The organism is Pseudomonas baltica (genome assembly GCF_014235765.1).
In the GTDB taxonomy this organism is placed as follows: domain Bacteria; phylum Pseudomonadota; class Gammaproteobacteria; order Pseudomonadales; family Pseudomonadaceae; genus Aquipseudomonas; species Aquipseudomonas baltica.
The window spans coordinates 1,671,433-1,686,005 of the sequence record NZ_JACMYH010000001.1; the positions used below are offsets into that span (position 1 = coordinate 1,671,433).

Below are 14,573 nucleotides of genomic sequence, written 5' to 3' on the forward strand. Positions count from 1 at the left end.
ACCCCAATGTGTTAAGTACAACGTATTACGCCGCGTCAGTTCAGGTAAGGGGACCAGGACGGTTCTCTGACTTCGCCTTGAGCGGTAGGAAGCGGGAGCCTCACGCGGCCGTTTAGCGACACGAGCATCAAGACTCCCCGGCCCTGCTGGCGGGTGGCGTAGATTACCATGGTGCCGTTGGGCGCAACAGTAGGCGACTCATCAAGAGTTGAATCTGTGAGGATCTTTACGCTTCCGCGCTCCAGGTCCTGCGCCGCCACCTTGAAATTGGTGAAACCATCTTGCCGATGGATCATTACGAGGGTCTTTTCGTCAGCCGAAAGTTTCGGGTTGGCATTGTAGTTGCCCACGAACGTCACACGCTCGGCATTGGCGCCACCGGATGTGCTGGTCTTGTAGATCTGTGGCTTGCCGCCACGGTCCGACGTGAAGTACAGGGTCGAACCGTCCTTGCCCCAGAAGGGTTCGGTGTCGATGGCCGGGCTGTTGGTCACGCGGGTCAGCGCGCGCGAGGCCAGGTTCATCACGTAGATCTCCGGGTTGCCGTCCTTGGACAGCACCAGCGCCAGGCGATTGCCGTCCGGCGAGAACGCCGGTGCACCGTTGAGGCCTTCGAAGTTGGTCAACTGCTCGCGGCGACCGGTGTCGACGTTCTGCAGGAAGATCCGCGGACGACGCTGTTCGAACGATACATAGGCAATGTTGCGGCCGTTGGGCGAGTAGCGTGGCGACAGGATCGGCTCGCGCGACTGCAACAGGGTCACCGCACGTGCGCCGTCGTAGTCCGAACGCTGCAGGGTGTAACGGGTGGCATTGGTGCCGGCCCGTTCGGCGGTCACGTAGAGCATGCGCGTGGAGAACGCACCCTTGATCCCGGTCAGCTTCTCGAACGACTGATCGGAGATGAAGTGGGCCATGTCACGCAGCTGGTCGGTAGTGCCCGAGACGCTGCCGGTCAACACCTGTTGCTGGGTGTTGACGTTCAGCAGCGCGTATTGCACCTGCAAGCGGCCGCCGGCCGGCGTGATGCTGCCTACCATGACGTACTGGGCACCCAGCGCCTGCCAGTCGCGGTAGATGACTTCGCTGGCCTGGGAAGGCTGGCTGATCATGTTCTGCGGTGGAATGGGTGCGTAGTAGCCCGAGTTGCGCAGGTCGTTGCCGACGATCTCGGCAATGTTGTCAGGCAACACGCTGCCGCCCTGGAAACCGAACGGCACGACGGCAATCGGCGTGGCACGGTCGGCACCGCTGGTGACCAGAATGTTCTTTTCGTCCGCAGAGGCCATGCCGGCTGCGCAGCAAAGGACGACGAGCAGTCCTCGAAGAAGGGTAATCACAAGGCAAGATCCTCAGGTGTAAATGTCATCTTGAAGGAACGATAGGGGTTGAAGTCAGCTGGTTTCAAACCCTGCATTTCCGTTAAACGGCCAATGTTCTTGACCGCAGCAACCGCCGAACTGTCGAAGGGACCATCGCCACTGGAGCGTGAGACGCTGACATTGGTGACGGTGCCATCGGGCAACATGTTGATCTGCAATACCACGGTCATGTTCTTGCGTGCCGAAGGCGGTCGCGCCCATCCTTCGGCTGCTCGCGAGCGGATCAGATCGTCGAAGTTGCCCGCGACCTCATCACCCTGCTCGTCGGCGAGCGCCTGCTGGCGTTCAGGCTTGTCGGAAAGCAGATCGGCCAATGCCTGCGCCTTCTTGTCCTCCGCTGCCTTGCGAGCTGCGTCCTGAGCCTTCTTCTTCGCGGCATCGGCCGCAGCCTTCTTCTTCGCGTCCTCGGCGGCCTTCTTCTTCGCGTCCTCGGCCGCGGTGGCCTTCTTGGCGTCGTCTTCGGCTTTCTTCTTCGCGTCTTCGGCGGCCTTTTTCTTGGCGTCCTCGGCAGCCTTCTTCTTGGCGTCCTCGGCTGCCTCCTTCTTCGCCTCTTCCTGCTCGGCCTTCTTCTTGGCGATGTCGGCCAGCTCGCTCTTCTTGGCTTCGGCCGCTTTTTCAGCGGCTTCGGCCTTGGCCGCCTCAGCCTTGGCCGCTGCTGCAGAGGCGGCTTCCGCCTTGGCGGCAGCATCGGACTTCTTGGCTTCGTCGGCCTTCTTCGCCGCTTCGGCCTTTTGAGCGGTTTCCTCTTTCTTTTGTTCCGCGGCCTTGATGGCTTCCTGCTCCAGCTTCTTGGTCTCCATCTGCTCGACTTCGGTCTGCCGCGCAGCAGACTTCTTCGCCTCGCCCGCCAGTTTCTGGTTGGTCTGGGTGGTGGCCTGGCTCTTGGACTTGAGCTGATAGAGCGTAGCCTGCACGATGGGTCGCGCTTCAGGCAGTTCGGGCGTCATGGCGAAACTGACGAACAGCATCCCGAAGATCAGCACGTGCAGGGCTACCGCCCAGACCGTGGGCCAGAAGAAGCTTTCCGAGGCTGAATGCTCTCGCTTTCGCATCAGGGGGCCTCGGTAATCAAGCCAACGTTACCGACACCTGCCTGCTGCAAACCACCCATGGCGCCCATGACAGCCCCGTAATCCACGGTCTTGTCACCGCGAATGAAGACCTGGGTCTTCTTGCCGCTGGCATTGCCCTGGTTGATGATCGCGGTGGCGGCCTGGGTCATCTGCGCCAGCGTCATTGCCTTGTCCTGCTGCTTTTCAGTGTCTACTTCCTTGCCGACGTTCCAGTAGTAGGTCTTGTCGGCCTTGATGGAAATGGTGAGCACCTGAGTGTTGTTGTCCTGCGGCAACGCTTCGCTGGAAACCTTGGGCAGATCGACCTTCACACCTTGGTTGATCATCGGAGCGGTGACCATGAAGATGACCAGCAGTACCAACATCACGTCGATGTAGGGCACCACGTTCATCTCGGCGACCGGCTTGCGTTTTGGGCGACGACCTCGAGTCATTGGGTTATCCCTGCTCACTCTTCGCTGGTGTGCACTTTACGGTGCAGGATGGCCTGGAACTCGTCAGCGAACGTGTAGTAGCGGTTGATCAGGGTTTCGCTGCGAGCAGCGAAACGGTTGTAGGCGATGACCGCCGGAATCGCTGCGAACAGACCGATGGCCGTGGCAATCAGTGCTTCGGCAATACCTGGCGCAACGGTGGCCAGAGTCGCCTGCTGCGCCGAGGCCAGGCCGCGGAACGAGTTCATGATGCCCCATACGGTACCGAACAGACCCACGTAGGGGCTGGTGGAACCGACGGTTGCCAGGAATGGCAGACCCTGTTCGAGCTTCTCTTCCTCACGGGAAATCGCCACGCGCATGGCACGGCCCACGCCTTCCATCACGGCATCGGGATCGACGCCCTGCTGCTGGCGCAGGCGGGAAAACTCCTTGAAGCCAGCACGGAAAATCTGCTCGACACCCGAATCAGGGTCGGGATTGCTGCCAGCCTGACGGTACAGCTTGGACAGGTCGATGCCCGACCAGAAGCGTTCCTCGAAGCTGTCCAGGGCACGACGACCGGCGCGCAGCATCGAACTGCGCTGAAAGATCATGACCCACGAGGTGACCGAGGCGGCCACCAGAATAAGCATTACCAACTGCACCACGACACTGGCATTGCTGACCAAACTCCACATGGAGGTATGGTCGACGACGTTAGCTTCCACGCTTAATCTCCTGCACTGGATTGTTTGCCCAGGCCGCCTGCGTCGGCAAAGGCCGTACGCAAGGCTGGGGGAATGGCCCGGGGTCTGAAGTTATCGGCGCGCACACAGGCCACCATGAACTGCCCTTCGCAGAGCAGCGTTGTATCTTTCACACGCCAGACCTGCTGTTTGAAACGCAGGCTGGCGCGATTCAATTCGGTTATTTCGGCGGTCACCGTCAGCTCGTCGTCCAACCGCGCCGGCGCATGGTAGCGCGCCTCTGCCGAATGCACGACGAACAGCAGGTTCTCACCTGCCAGCTGCGACTGGACGAAACCCAGCGCACGCAGGTGCTCGGTACGAGCCCGCTCCATGAATTTGAGGTAGTTGACGTAATAGACGACGCCGCCGGCGTCGGTGTCTTCGTAATAGACCCGACACTGATGGGCGAACGCCTGAACCCCGTTTTGCGCGCGCATACTCTAGTGCTTACTCCTCAGGTTGCCAATCCGCCCGGGCAACTGTTTTTTCGTCGCGTGTGCAGGCAAGGGCCATGCAAAAGCCGTGTCAGCCCCTAGGACCACGGAAAGCCGAATTAGGTCGCTGTGCGAGGGGCCTTTCATGCGTCGATTTCTTCGGACATGGCATCGCTGCCCGGCATGTCGCCCAGCCGGTTGGGAATGTTCAGACCGAAATGCAGGTAGGCGTGGCGCGTCACGACCCGGCCGCGCGGGGTACGCATGATGTAGCCCTGCTGAATGAGGTAAGGCTCCAGGACGTCCTCGATGGTGTGGCGCTCTTCGCTGATCGCTGCGGCGAGACTGTCGACACCCACCGGCCCACCGTCGAACTTCTCGATCATGGTCAGCAGCAGCCGGCGATCCTGGTGGTCGAAGCCGCGCTCGTCGACGTCGAGCATGTTCAGCGCCAGGTCGGCGATGGGCTTGGTGATGTGCCCCTTGCCACGCACCTGGGCGAAGTCGCGCACGCGGCGCAGCAGGCGATTGGCGATTCGCGGCGTACCGCGGGCGCGGCGGGCGATCTCGAAGGCGCCTTCGTCCTCGATCTCCAGGTTGAGGATATTGCCCGATCGACTGACGATGGTTGCAAGGTCCGCGGTGCTGTAGAACTCCAGGCGCTGGACGATACCGAAGCGGTCACGCAGCGGATTGGTCAGCATGCCTGCCCTGGTGGTGGCCCCGACCAGGGTGAACGGCGGCAGATCGAGCTTGATGGAACGTGCCGCGGGACCCTCGCCAATCATGATGTCGAGCTGGAAGTCCTCCATGGCCGGATACAGGACTTCCTCGACGATGGGCGACAGCCGGTGGATCTCGTCGATGAACAGCACATCGTGGGGTTCCAGGTTGGTAAGCAGGGCAGCCAGGTCGCCCGGCCGTTCCAGTACCGGCCCCGACGTGCTCTTGATCGACACGCCCATTTCCTGGGCGATGATATTGGCCAGGGTCGTCTTGCCCAACCCGGGCGGGCCGAAGATCAAGGTGTGATCCAGGGATTCACTGCGCCCGCGCGCAGCCTGGATGAACAGCTCCATCTGCTCGCGCACGGTGGGCTGGCCAATGTAGTCGGCCAGGCTGAGCGGGCGGATGGCCCGATCCTGTACTTCTTCCCGATCGCGGCCGGTGGCGGCGATCAGACGGTCGGCTTCGATCACTTAGATCATTCCCTTCAACGAGCGGCGGATCAATTCTTCGCTGCTCAGCCCCTTGGCGTCGATGGCCGCCACGGCGCGACTGGCCTCCTGGGGCTTGTAGCCCAGGGAGATGAGCGCACTGACGGCATCGGCTTCGGCGCTGTTGACCGGCGCCGGCCCCTGCGGCCCACTGGGCACCAGCTCGAACATGCTCGGCGTGGTCTGCCAGGCCTTGAAGCGATCCTTGAGTTCGACCAGAAGCCGCTCGGCGGTCTTCTTGCCCACGCCGGGTATCTTCACCAGCGCCGAGGTGTCCTGAGCCTGCACGCAGCGCACGAGTTCGTCGACGTCCAACCCCGACATCAGCGCCAGTGCCAGCTTGGGGCCGACGCCGTTGAGGCGGATCAGCTCACGGAACAGCTCGCGCTCGCGCTTTTCATAGAAGCCATAGAGTAACTGAGCGTCTTCACGCACAACCAGGTGGGTGTGCAGGGTCACGCTTTCGCCGACCGGCGGCAGCCGATAGAGCGTGGTCATCGGCACTTCGAGCTCATAGCCCAGCCCGTTGACGTCGAGAATCAGGTGCGGCGGCTGCTTTTCAGCCAAGGTACCGCGCAGGCGTCCAATCACGTATGAATCCTTTGTCGGAAGGCGCAGTCACGCCCTGTTCATGCGGGCCAGTTCGAGGGCCATCATTACAGGACTGAGGTGAGCTGCAAGCAAAAAAGTTTGAAACGATGTAAGCCGCTACAGGCGCAGGCGCCCACCGCGACTGCGGGCGGCGCTCAGCCCGTGGGGCATGAGGCTGGATCGGGTGTGCGCGTGGGTGAGTGCGATGGCCAGGGCGTCGGAGGCATCGATCTGGGGTTTCTGGGTCAGTTTGAGCAGGTGCATGACCATCATTTGTACCTGTTCCTTGTTGGCCGCGCCGGTGCCGACGATGGCCTGCTTGACCTGGGTGGCACTGTACTCGGCGATCTCCAGCCCCTCCTCCGCCGCCGCGACGATGGCAGCGCCACGCGCCTGGCCCAGTTTCAGGGCCGAGTCGGCGTTGCGCGCCATGAACACCCGCTCGATGCCCATGGTCACCGGACCGTAGGTCTGGATCACCTCACGCACCCCACGAAAAACGATCTGCAGACGATCATGCAGCAGTCCGCCGCCGGTACGAATACAACCCGAAGCCACGTATTCGCACCCGCGGCCGGTTTCACGCACGACGCCAAACCCGGTGATGCGCGAGCCTGGGTCGATTCCAAGAATTAATGTCATAAAGCCTGCAGTAGTGAGAAACACGGCTGACGCCTTCGCGGGTATAACCCGCTCCCACATGGGTGTGCATAGCATGTGGGAACGCTGCGGGCGGCGAGCCATCTACCGGCCAAGAGGCCGGCACTGGTAAAGCATGGCTTAGATGAAACACACGGGCCGATCAGCCAAGCTGCTCCATCACGGCGTCGGATATCTCGGCGTTGGAATAGACGTTTTGCACATCATCCAGATCTTCGAGCATGTCGATCAGCTTCAGCACCTTCTCGGCACCTTCCGCATCGAGTTCGGCACTGGTCGTCGGCGCCATGACGATCTCGGCTTCATCGGCATTGAAACCGGCCGCCTGCAGCGCATTGCCCACCGAGTAGAAGCTGGCGAACGAGGTGAACACGTCCATCGAGCCGTCGCCATGGGTCACGATGTCGTCGGCATCGGCCTCCATGGCCGCCTCCATCAACGCATCCTCGTCCACGCCCGGTGCGAAGGACAACTGCCCCTTGCGCTCGAACAGATACGCCACCGAACCATCGGTGCCCAGATTGCCCCCGCATTTGCTGAACGCATGACGCACGGCGGCAGCGGTGCGATTGCGGTTGTCGGTCATGCATTCGACCAGTACGGCGACGCCACCGGGACCGTAGCCCTCGTAGCTCAGCTCGACCACGTCGTCGCTGCCGGCTGCCCCGGTGCCCCGTGCAATCGCGCGATCGATGATGTCGCGACTCATGTTGGCGCTCAGGGCCTTGTCCAGCGCCAGGCGCAGACGCGGATTGGAACCTGGCTCGCCGCCGCCCTGGCGGGCAGCGACGGTCAGTTCACGAATCCACTTGGTGAAGATCTTGCCCCTCTTGGCATCCTGGCGCTCTTTGCGGTGCTTGATGTTCGCCCACTTGGAATGACCAGCCATAACGCAACTCCAGTTTCTGTGTGTTACCCATACGAACCCTGCCCCTGGCAAGGTTTTTCCACCGCCCAACGCAAGGGCGCATCCGAAGATGCGCCCTGTCAGCAGTTACTCGGCCTTGGGCTGTTCGCGCAGGCGAATGTGCAGTTCACGCAGCGCCTTGGCATCGACCACGCCAGGCGCCTGGGTCATGACGTCGGCGGCGCTCTGGGTTTTCGGGAAGGCGATGACTTCACGGATCGACTGCGCACCGGTCATCAGCATGACCAGACGGTCCAGGCCGAAGGCCAGGCCACCATGGGGTGGTGCACCGTATTTCAGCGCGTCGAGCAGGAAGCCGAACTTCTCTTCCTGTTCCGCAGCTTCGATACCGAGCAGGCGGAACACGGCCTGCTGCATGTCCTTGCGGTGGATACGGATCGAACCGCCGCCCAGCTCGGTGCCGTTGAGGACCATGTCATAGGCGCGCGACAGGGCAGTGGCCGGGTTGGCCTCCAGCTCTGCAGGCGTGCACTTGGGTGCGGTGAACGGATGGTGCAGCGCACTGAAGCTGCCGTCGTCGTTCTCTTCGAACATCGGGAAGTCGACGACCCACATCGGCGCCCATTCGCAGGTCAGCAGGTCGAGATCGTTGCCCAGCTTGATGCGCAGCGCACCCAATGCCTCGCTGACGATCTTGGCCTTGTCGGCACCGAAGAACACGATGTCGCCATCGACCGCGCCAACGCGATCCAGGATCACGTCGAGGTTGGCTTCAGGGATGTTCTTGACGATCGGCGACTGCAGGCCCTCGACCCCCTTGGCGCGCTCGTTGACCTTGATGTAGGCCAGGCCCTTGGCGCCGTAGATGCCGACGAACTTGGTGTAATCGTCGATCTGCTTGCGCGGCATGCTCGCCCCGCCTGGAACGCGCAGTGCGGCAACGCGGCACTTGGCGTCGTTGGCCGGACCGCTGAAGACCTTGAACTCGACATCCTTGAGTTGATCGGCGACGTCGACCAGTTCCATCGGATTGCGCAGGTCGGGCTTGTCCGAGCCGTAGCGGCGCATGGCTTCTTCGAAGGTCATGTGCGGGAAATCGCCGAACTCGACGTCGAGCACTTCCTTGAACAGCTTGCGCACCATGGTTTCGGTGATGCCGATGATTTCGCTCTCGTCGAGGAAGCTGGTCTCGATGTCGATCTGAGTGAACTCGGGCTGACGATCGGCACGCAGGTCTTCATCGCGGAAGCACTTGGCGATCTGGTAGTAACGATCGAAACCGGCCACCATCAGCAGCTGCTTGAACAGCTGGGGCGACTGCGGCAGGGCGAAGAAGCTGCCGGGGTGGGTACGGCTGGGCACCAGGTAGTCACGTGCGCCTTCGGGGGTGGCACGGGTCAGGATCGGCGTTTCGACGTCGAGGAAACCGTTTTCGTCGAGGTAGCGGCGAATGCTGGTGGTGATGCGCGAGCGCAGGCGCAGCTTCTCGGCCATTTCGGGACGACGCAGGTCGATGAAGCGATAGCGCAGGCGCGTTTCCTCACCCACGTCGGAGTACTCGTTGAGCGGAAACGGCGGGGTTTCCGCTTCGTTCAGCACTTCGAGCTCGTAGCCCAGCACTTCGATGGCGCCAGACGCCATGTTCGGATTGACTGCGCCGGCGGGCCGCGCACGGACCTTGCCGGTGACCTTGACCACGTACTCGCTGCGCACGCGATCGGCGGCGGCGAAGCTGTCGGCGCGATCGGGGTCGAAGACCACCTGGGCCATGCCTTCACGATCCCGAATGTCGAGGAAGATCACCCCGCCATGGTCGCGACGGCGATGGACCCAGCCGCACAGGGTGATTTCCTGACCTTCCAGGGTCTCGTTCAGTTGGCCGCAATAGTGGCTGCGCATCATAGTAGTGGTTTCACTTCTCGTAATTCATGATTCGATGACGGCGTGTAGCTGGACACGCGGCACCCTGGACATAGTGCAGGAGCAGGCCGGGGCCGGGCAATTCACTCGGCCTTGTCGCCGCCTGCCAGATTCTTCTTGTTGCCGGTCTTGAAATCGGTCTCGTACCAGCCGGTGCCGCTGAGGCGGAAGCCCGGCATGGAAAGCACCTTTTTCAGTTGTGGCGCCTGGCAGGCAGGGCAATCGGTCAAAGGCTCGGCGCTGATCTTTTGAATGACTTCCATCTGATGACCGCAGGAAGCACATTGATAGTCGTACATCGGCATGGGTAGTGTCTCGGCAACCAAATGACCGCGGCGCAAGCGGCGCCAGGGCGAAACGCGGGATTATATCCGGTTAATCGACGCTGCGCAGCCGTCCAAGGTAACAGACGACGTTCGATCACGTCCCATCAAGTAGGTGACACAGACTACCCGCACCAGTCCGCTGAAATTCTTGACGCCGCCATGGCGCAGGTGCACTTCGCGGTCGACGTAGGAAAGCAGCGCGTTCACCGTGCATTCATTGGCCAGGGCGATGCGCTCGAGAATCTCCCAGTAGATCCGTTCCAGGCGCAGGCAGGTGGCGAAACCGTTCAAGCGAACCGAACGCGAGACAGGCCTGGCCAGGCCCATGTCGAAGTTGTCCGAGTAGGGATCGACGGCAAGCTTGCTCGATCGATCGAGCTGGCGCGCCCGGGTGACGATGATGTTCCGTTCCATGGATCAGTGCTTCCTTGATGATCGCCCCTCCAACCCTGGAGGTGTGCTGACGGATCTATGGAAGCGTATCGGCGAACGATGACGACAGGGGAATACGGAAGTGCATACGTACGAAGAGCGGCGTCGTTGGGTAGGAGCGAACCCCCCGTACCCAGGCCGGTGGCAAGCGGGAAAAGCTGGATCGACACGGCGGGCGCAGCAGTGCAAAAGACGCCGCCGTGTCGCCAGGGATCAGCCTTCGAGCAGCGAACGCAGCATCCAGGCAGTCTTCTCGTGCACCTGCATGCGCTGGGTCAGCAGGTCGGCCGTCGGCTCGTCGCTGACCTTGTCCAGCAGCGGGAAGATACCGCGGGCCGTGCGGGTGACGGCTTCCTGGCCTTCGACCAGTTGCTTGATCATGTCCTGGGCCGAGGGCACCCCTTCCTCTTCCTTGATCGAAGACAGGCGGGCATAGACCGAATAGGCGCCAGGCGCGGGAAAACCGAGGGCACGGATACGCTCGGCGATGCAGTCCACGGCCAGCGCCAGTTCGGTGTACTGCTCTTCGAACATCAGGTGCAGGGTACGGAAAGCCGGGCCGGTCACGTTCCAGTGGAAATTGTGCGTCTTGAGGTACAGGACGTAGGTGTCGGAAAGCAGACGGGACAGGCCGTCCACGATCGATTTGCGATCTTCTTCGCTGATGCCGATATCGATTGCCATGTGATGTCCTTGATGACGATGAATGTATACCACCACGGGTGGATGCCCACTTTACCAAGACCCATCGACCCACGCAGCTCCGGCCTCGGGCAAGTTGCGCAGGCTATCCGCCCGACGGCGTCGGGCGCCGCTCTGGCCGATTTGAGAAGGATCGGGCTTTGCTGTTAAATAGACCGCGTGCCGCCGGGGCGATTCATCAAGCCGTGGCGCATAGGCTGATCCCTGCAGATGCTCGGCAATTATTGTCACCCCAACGCTGTGCTTGTTGCGGTATCAGCTCTTCCTGATGCCTGATCTTAGAGTGAGCCAATCAAATGTTGAAAATCGTCCACCTCCTGACGGGCGCAGCGGCCGTGCTGCTGTCGTTCATACCAAGCCTGCGGGCCGATGTAGCGCCTTACCTGCAACAACCCGACGCAATCTACCTGGCGCTGTTCGGTCTGCTCAACCTGCTTTTGGCTCCAGTGATACCGCGCTGGAACAAAGGCCCACGTCATCTGTTGCAAAATCTGGTCAGTGTGCTGCTGGTTGCCTCGGTGATCACCCAGACCCTGACGTTGCTGGTGCCGCTGCCGGCCATCGGCATCCTGCCGGGCCTGTTGTGCGCACTGCTCGCGTGCCTGGCGCACCTGTCGATCAGCTTCTACCGCGCGTCACCGGCACCCAGCGCCGTGCAGTACGACATGACCAACCGCGATACCGGTACGGTGAAGTGGTTCAACACGTCGAAGGGCTTCGGCTTCATTTCCCGCGATTCCGGCGACGACATCTTCGTGCATTTTCGTGCCATTCGTGGCGAAGGCCATCGCGTGCTGGTCGAAGGCCAACGGGTCGAGTTCTCGGTCATGAACCGTGACAAGGGTCTGCAGGCCGAAGACGTGATTGCGGCATCGCCACGTCGCTGACTCCAATGCAGCAATAAAAAAACGCGGGCATTGCCCGCGTTTTTCATTGCCGAAAAAAAGATTTCAGTAATGCGGCGGCGGCGCCTCCTGGGTAGCCGTTTCGAACTGGCCGACCATTTCTTCCTGACGCTTGAGCAGCGCGGCCAGCTGCATCTGCAGGCGCTCGATCGCCCGCTGTTGCAGGATCAGTTCGTCGCTGAGCGAAGACAGGGTGTCATCCTGAAAAGCCAGACGTGTCTCCAGCTCCATCACGCGATCTTCCAGACTCATGCCCTGCCCTCCGTAAAAATGAAATCGGTGCCCAGCACGCCTGCCAGCCTTTGGCGAACCGCCACCAATTGCTCGGCGGTGTAAGGCATGGACGGCAGCTTGCCCCACACGGGCGCAGGCCAGGCCGCGTCGGCCCGGTAGCGAACGATCACGTGCATATGCAACTGACTCACGACATTGCCCAGGGTCGCGATGTTGATCTTGTCGGCGCCATAGTGCTGGTGAAGCAACTTGGCCAATGCATTGGTTTCGCTCCACAGCACTTCACGGTCTGCGTCATCGAGTTCGAAGACCTCGGTGATATCCGGGCGTCGCGGCACCAGAATGAACCAGGGATACCTGGCGTCATTACTGAGCAGCAGGCGACAAAGTGCGAAGTCACCGATGACATGAGCGTCTCCGGCAAGTCGGGCATCCAGGCTGAACACGGGCGTTCTCCACAGGAAGGAATGGGGGATCGAGGCATGGCCGCGAATCATCGAATGCCAAGGATAGCGTGCCTGATCGGTTTTTTCCGAACCCACCGGCATCAACTCGACATGCCTGCAACCGGCGCATCTCGCACCGAGTCGTAAGCGAAGCACGGTTTTGGTGCCTTCCGCCCCAGGATCGCCCGCGGCATCAGGGCTTGCCGAACCGCCTTTCGCTGCAGTTCACGCGCTTTATGCAGTACCGCGCGTAACTGCCTGACAAGCGGTCCTTCTTTACGTGGGCACAGCGTTGCCAATTCCTGTCGGTGGTCTAGCCTTGCCATTCAGGACGTCACCTTTCGCACCAAAAAGGTCCACCAGGGAAGGTCTCGGTGCATCAAGGCCTCGCAATCTACCCACTCTTGTCACCCTGCGGTAACGTTTGCGCCGCGAAACAGGATTCACTCGCACAGCGGTATTCGTTACCGAGGAAAGCAGGAATGGCCCGATGCGCCGGTTTTACGCGGGCTTGGCCGAACCACTGGAAGAAAAGTGAAAAATATGTGAACTGCTGGCACGTTTGTGCACGCTTGTTGCATTCATCCCAGCACGGTCACCGGGGACGTGGGAAGACGAAACCGGAACAAACGGAAACAGTGAATCAATGACGCACGTTAGTGCAGGCACACAACCCAAGTGTGGTTGTAAGCCTGGACATGCAACAGCGGACTTGAAGTATCGCCAACATGACCGGCGTGGTATACGTTCCGCGCCGTCATAAAAAGAAAGAACTGCCTCAGATAAAAAAACAGGTGAGGCAGTGGTTACTCTTCTTAAAAACCAAAGGAGCAAATCACGATGCGCGTGATGAAGTGGAGCATGATCGCACTGGCTGTAACAGCCGGCACCTCGCAGTTGGCTTTGGCCTCCGCCCAGGACGAGTCCAAGGGTTTCGTGGAAGACAGCACCCTGAACCTCAAGCTGCGTGCCTTGTACATGAACCGTGACTACAAGCACGGCGCAGGCAACCCTACCGCAGGCAGCGACAAGGGCTATCGTGAAGACACTGGCCTTGGCGCCCAGATGTTCTACGAATCGGGCTTCACCCAAGGCACCATCGGTGCCGGTGTCGATGCAATGGGCTTCGGTTCGGTGCGCCTGGACGGCGGTACCGGTCGCCGCAGCAACGGCCTGTTCGCAGCCGACGACGAAGGCAACCTGGAACACAGCCAGACCAAGGGCGGAGCGGCCGTCAAGTTCCGCTTCTCCAACACCGTACTCAAATACGGCCAGCAGATCGTTGCCAGCCCGGTCTTCGCGACCGATGACGGCCGTCTGTTGCCTGAAGTCGCTACCGGCACGTCGATCACCAGCAACGAAATCGACAACCTGACCCTGAACATCGGTCGCTTCACCTCGATGAGCGCGCAGACCGGCATGGGTCACGACTCCCTGGGCCTGAAGTCCGCCGACATCGCCGGCGCCACCTACGCCTTCACCAAGAACTTCACCGGTACGGTCGCTGCGTCCGACGTGGAAGATTACTGGAAGCGTCAGTACGTCAACCTGAACTACACCCTGCCGATCGACGACCTGCAGTCGCTGAACTTCGACTTCAACGCCTATCGCACCAAGAGCCAGGGCGAAGATCTGGGCGGCGACGTCGACAACAAGATCTGGAGCACCGCGGTTGCCTATAGCCTGGGCGCGCACAAGTTCACCCTGGGCTACCAGCGCAGTTCCGGCGACACCGGCTACGCCTACGGCGTGGACGGCGGCGGCACCGTGTTCCTGAACAACTCCGTTCAGTACTCCGACTTCGTCGGCGCCGAAGAGAAATCGTGGCAGGTTCGCTACGACATCAACATGGCAACCTACGGCGTACCCGGCCTGAGCTTCATGACTCGCTACATCACTGGCGACAACATCGAAGCCAGCAACGGCGAAGAAGGCAAAGAGCACGAGTGGGACTTCGAAACCAAGTACGTGGTTCAGCAAGGCCCGATCAAGGACATGTCCTTCCGCCTGCGTAGCGCCATCTACCGCGCCAACAACGCCTACGATGCCGACTACGGTCCGTCGAACAACGACCTGCGTTTCATCGTCGAGTACCCTCTGAGCATCATGTAACCGCCCAGCAGGTCGCTTCACCTCGAAAAGCCCGGCTCTGCCGGGCTTTTCTGCGTCTGGACGGCAACGCCCGGCAAAGCCCGGCCCTACGCCTGTACGTCGCCCA

At 61.1% G+C, this 14,573-nt stretch carries 17 protein-coding genes; 2 read left to right on the forward strand and 15 right to left on the reverse strand.

What is annotated here, in order from left to right; genetic code table 11:
• Nucleotides 1-35: 35 nt before the first annotated feature.
• The 13 genes from tolB to H7993_RS07515 all read right to left on the reverse strand — a co-directional run bounded on the left by tolB (nt 36) and on the right by H7993_RS07515 (nt 10,752).
• On the reverse strand, nt 36-1,340 hold the full coding sequence (tolB, locus tag H7993_RS07455) for a Tol-Pal system beta propeller repeat protein TolB (protein ID WP_122479308.1): 1,305 nt from the start codon (nt 1,338-1,340) through the stop codon (nt 36-38).
• Nucleotides 1,337-2,434, reverse strand: a complete 1,098-nt coding sequence (gene tolA, locus H7993_RS07460; protein WP_425311979.1) for a cell envelope integrity protein TolA — start codon at nt 2,432-2,434, stop codon at nt 1,337-1,339. The genes tolB and tolA overlap by 4 nt, the downstream gene beginning before the upstream one ends.
• Nucleotides 2,434-2,889, reverse strand: coding sequence for a protein TolR (gene tolR / locus H7993_RS07465; protein WP_122479310.1), 456 nt, complete (start codon nt 2,887-2,889; stop codon nt 2,434-2,436). Before tolR ends, tolA begins: the two co-directional genes overlap by 1 nt.
• 14 nt (nt 2,890-2,903) lie before the next feature.
• Nucleotides 2,904-3,599: a protein TolQ gene (tolQ, locus tag H7993_RS07470; protein WP_122479311.1), complete on the reverse strand. Its 696-nt coding sequence runs from the start codon at nt 3,597-3,599 to the stop codon at nt 2,904-2,906.
• A 2-nt stretch (nt 3,600-3,601) separates the two neighbouring features.
• Entirely contained in the window at nt 3,602-4,057 is a 456-nt protein-coding gene (gene ybgC / locus H7993_RS07475; RefSeq protein ID WP_185793944.1) for a tol-pal system-associated acyl-CoA thioesterase, read from the reverse strand.
• 140 nt (nt 4,058-4,197) lie between these two features.
• Nucleotides 4,198-5,253 (reverse strand): Holliday junction branch migration DNA helicase RuvB, encoded by a 1,056-nt coding sequence (gene ruvB, locus H7993_RS07480; RefSeq protein WP_122479313.1) that lies wholly within the window; start codon nt 5,251-5,253, stop codon nt 4,198-4,200.
• A complete protein-coding gene (gene ruvA / locus H7993_RS07485; protein WP_122479314.1) occupies nt 5,254-5,862 on the reverse strand; it encodes a Holliday junction branch migration protein RuvA in 609 nt (202 codons plus the stop codon).
• A 117-nt stretch (nt 5,863-5,979) separates the two neighbouring features.
• Nucleotides 5,980-6,504, reverse strand: coding sequence for a crossover junction endodeoxyribonuclease RuvC (ruvC, locus tag H7993_RS07490; RefSeq protein WP_122479315.1), 525 nt, complete (start codon nt 6,502-6,504; stop codon nt 5,980-5,982).
• Nucleotides 6,505-6,664: 160 nt separating this feature from the next.
• On the reverse strand, nt 6,665-7,411 hold the full coding sequence (locus tag H7993_RS07495) for a YebC/PmpR family DNA-binding transcriptional regulator (protein WP_122479316.1): 747 nt from the start codon (nt 7,409-7,411) through the stop codon (nt 6,665-6,667).
• Between the two features lie 105 nt (nt 7,412-7,516).
• A complete protein-coding gene (aspS, locus tag H7993_RS07500) occupies nt 7,517-9,292 on the reverse strand; it encodes an aspartate--tRNA ligase (protein ID WP_122479317.1) in 1,776 nt (591 codons plus the stop codon).
• Nucleotides 9,293-9,393: 101 nt separating this feature from the next.
• Complete coding sequence (locus H7993_RS07505; RefSeq protein ID WP_122479318.1) at nt 9,394-9,615, reverse strand: FmdB family zinc ribbon protein; 222 nt, start codon at nt 9,613-9,615, stop codon at nt 9,394-9,396.
• Between the two features lie 60 nt (nt 9,616-9,675).
• The gene (locus H7993_RS07510) at nt 9,676-9,963 is read right to left on the reverse strand and encodes a ribbon-helix-helix domain-containing protein (RefSeq protein ID WP_122479717.1); all 288 of its coding nucleotides are present in this window, start codon (nt 9,961-9,963) and stop codon (nt 9,676-9,678) included.
• Between the two features lie 318 nt (nt 9,964-10,281).
• Nucleotides 10,282-10,752: a Dps family protein gene (locus H7993_RS07515; protein ID WP_185793945.1), complete on the reverse strand. Its 471-nt coding sequence runs from the start codon at nt 10,750-10,752 to the stop codon at nt 10,282-10,284.
• A gap of 314 nt (nt 10,753-11,066) precedes the next feature.
• On the opposite strand from H7993_RS07515, the gene H7993_RS20820 reads away from it, so the two are divergent.
• Nucleotides 11,067-11,657, forward strand: a complete 591-nt coding sequence (locus tag H7993_RS20820; protein WP_049861522.1) for a cold-shock protein — start codon at nt 11,067-11,069, stop codon at nt 11,655-11,657.
• Between the two features lie 63 nt (nt 11,658-11,720).
• Here H7993_RS20820 and H7993_RS07525 read toward each other — a convergent pair whose 3' ends face one another.
• Both H7993_RS07525 and H7993_RS07530 read right to left on the reverse strand, forming a co-directional pair.
• Nucleotides 11,721-11,927: a SlyX family protein gene (locus tag H7993_RS07525; protein ID WP_049861523.1), complete on the reverse strand. Its 207-nt coding sequence runs from the start codon at nt 11,925-11,927 to the stop codon at nt 11,721-11,723.
• Nucleotides 11,924-12,355 (reverse strand): HIT domain-containing protein, encoded by a 432-nt coding sequence (locus H7993_RS07530; protein ID WP_185794199.1) that lies wholly within the window; start codon nt 12,353-12,355, stop codon nt 11,924-11,926. The genes H7993_RS07525 and H7993_RS07530 overlap by 4 nt, the downstream gene beginning before the upstream one ends.
• A gap of 840 nt (nt 12,356-13,195) precedes the next feature.
• Between H7993_RS07530 and H7993_RS07535 the strand changes: the two genes are divergently transcribed.
• Nucleotides 13,196-14,467: an OprD family porin gene (locus H7993_RS07535; RefSeq protein ID WP_122479320.1), complete on the forward strand. Its 1,272-nt coding sequence runs from the start codon at nt 13,196-13,198 to the stop codon at nt 14,465-14,467.
• Nucleotides 14,468-14,573: the final 106 nt, after the last annotated feature.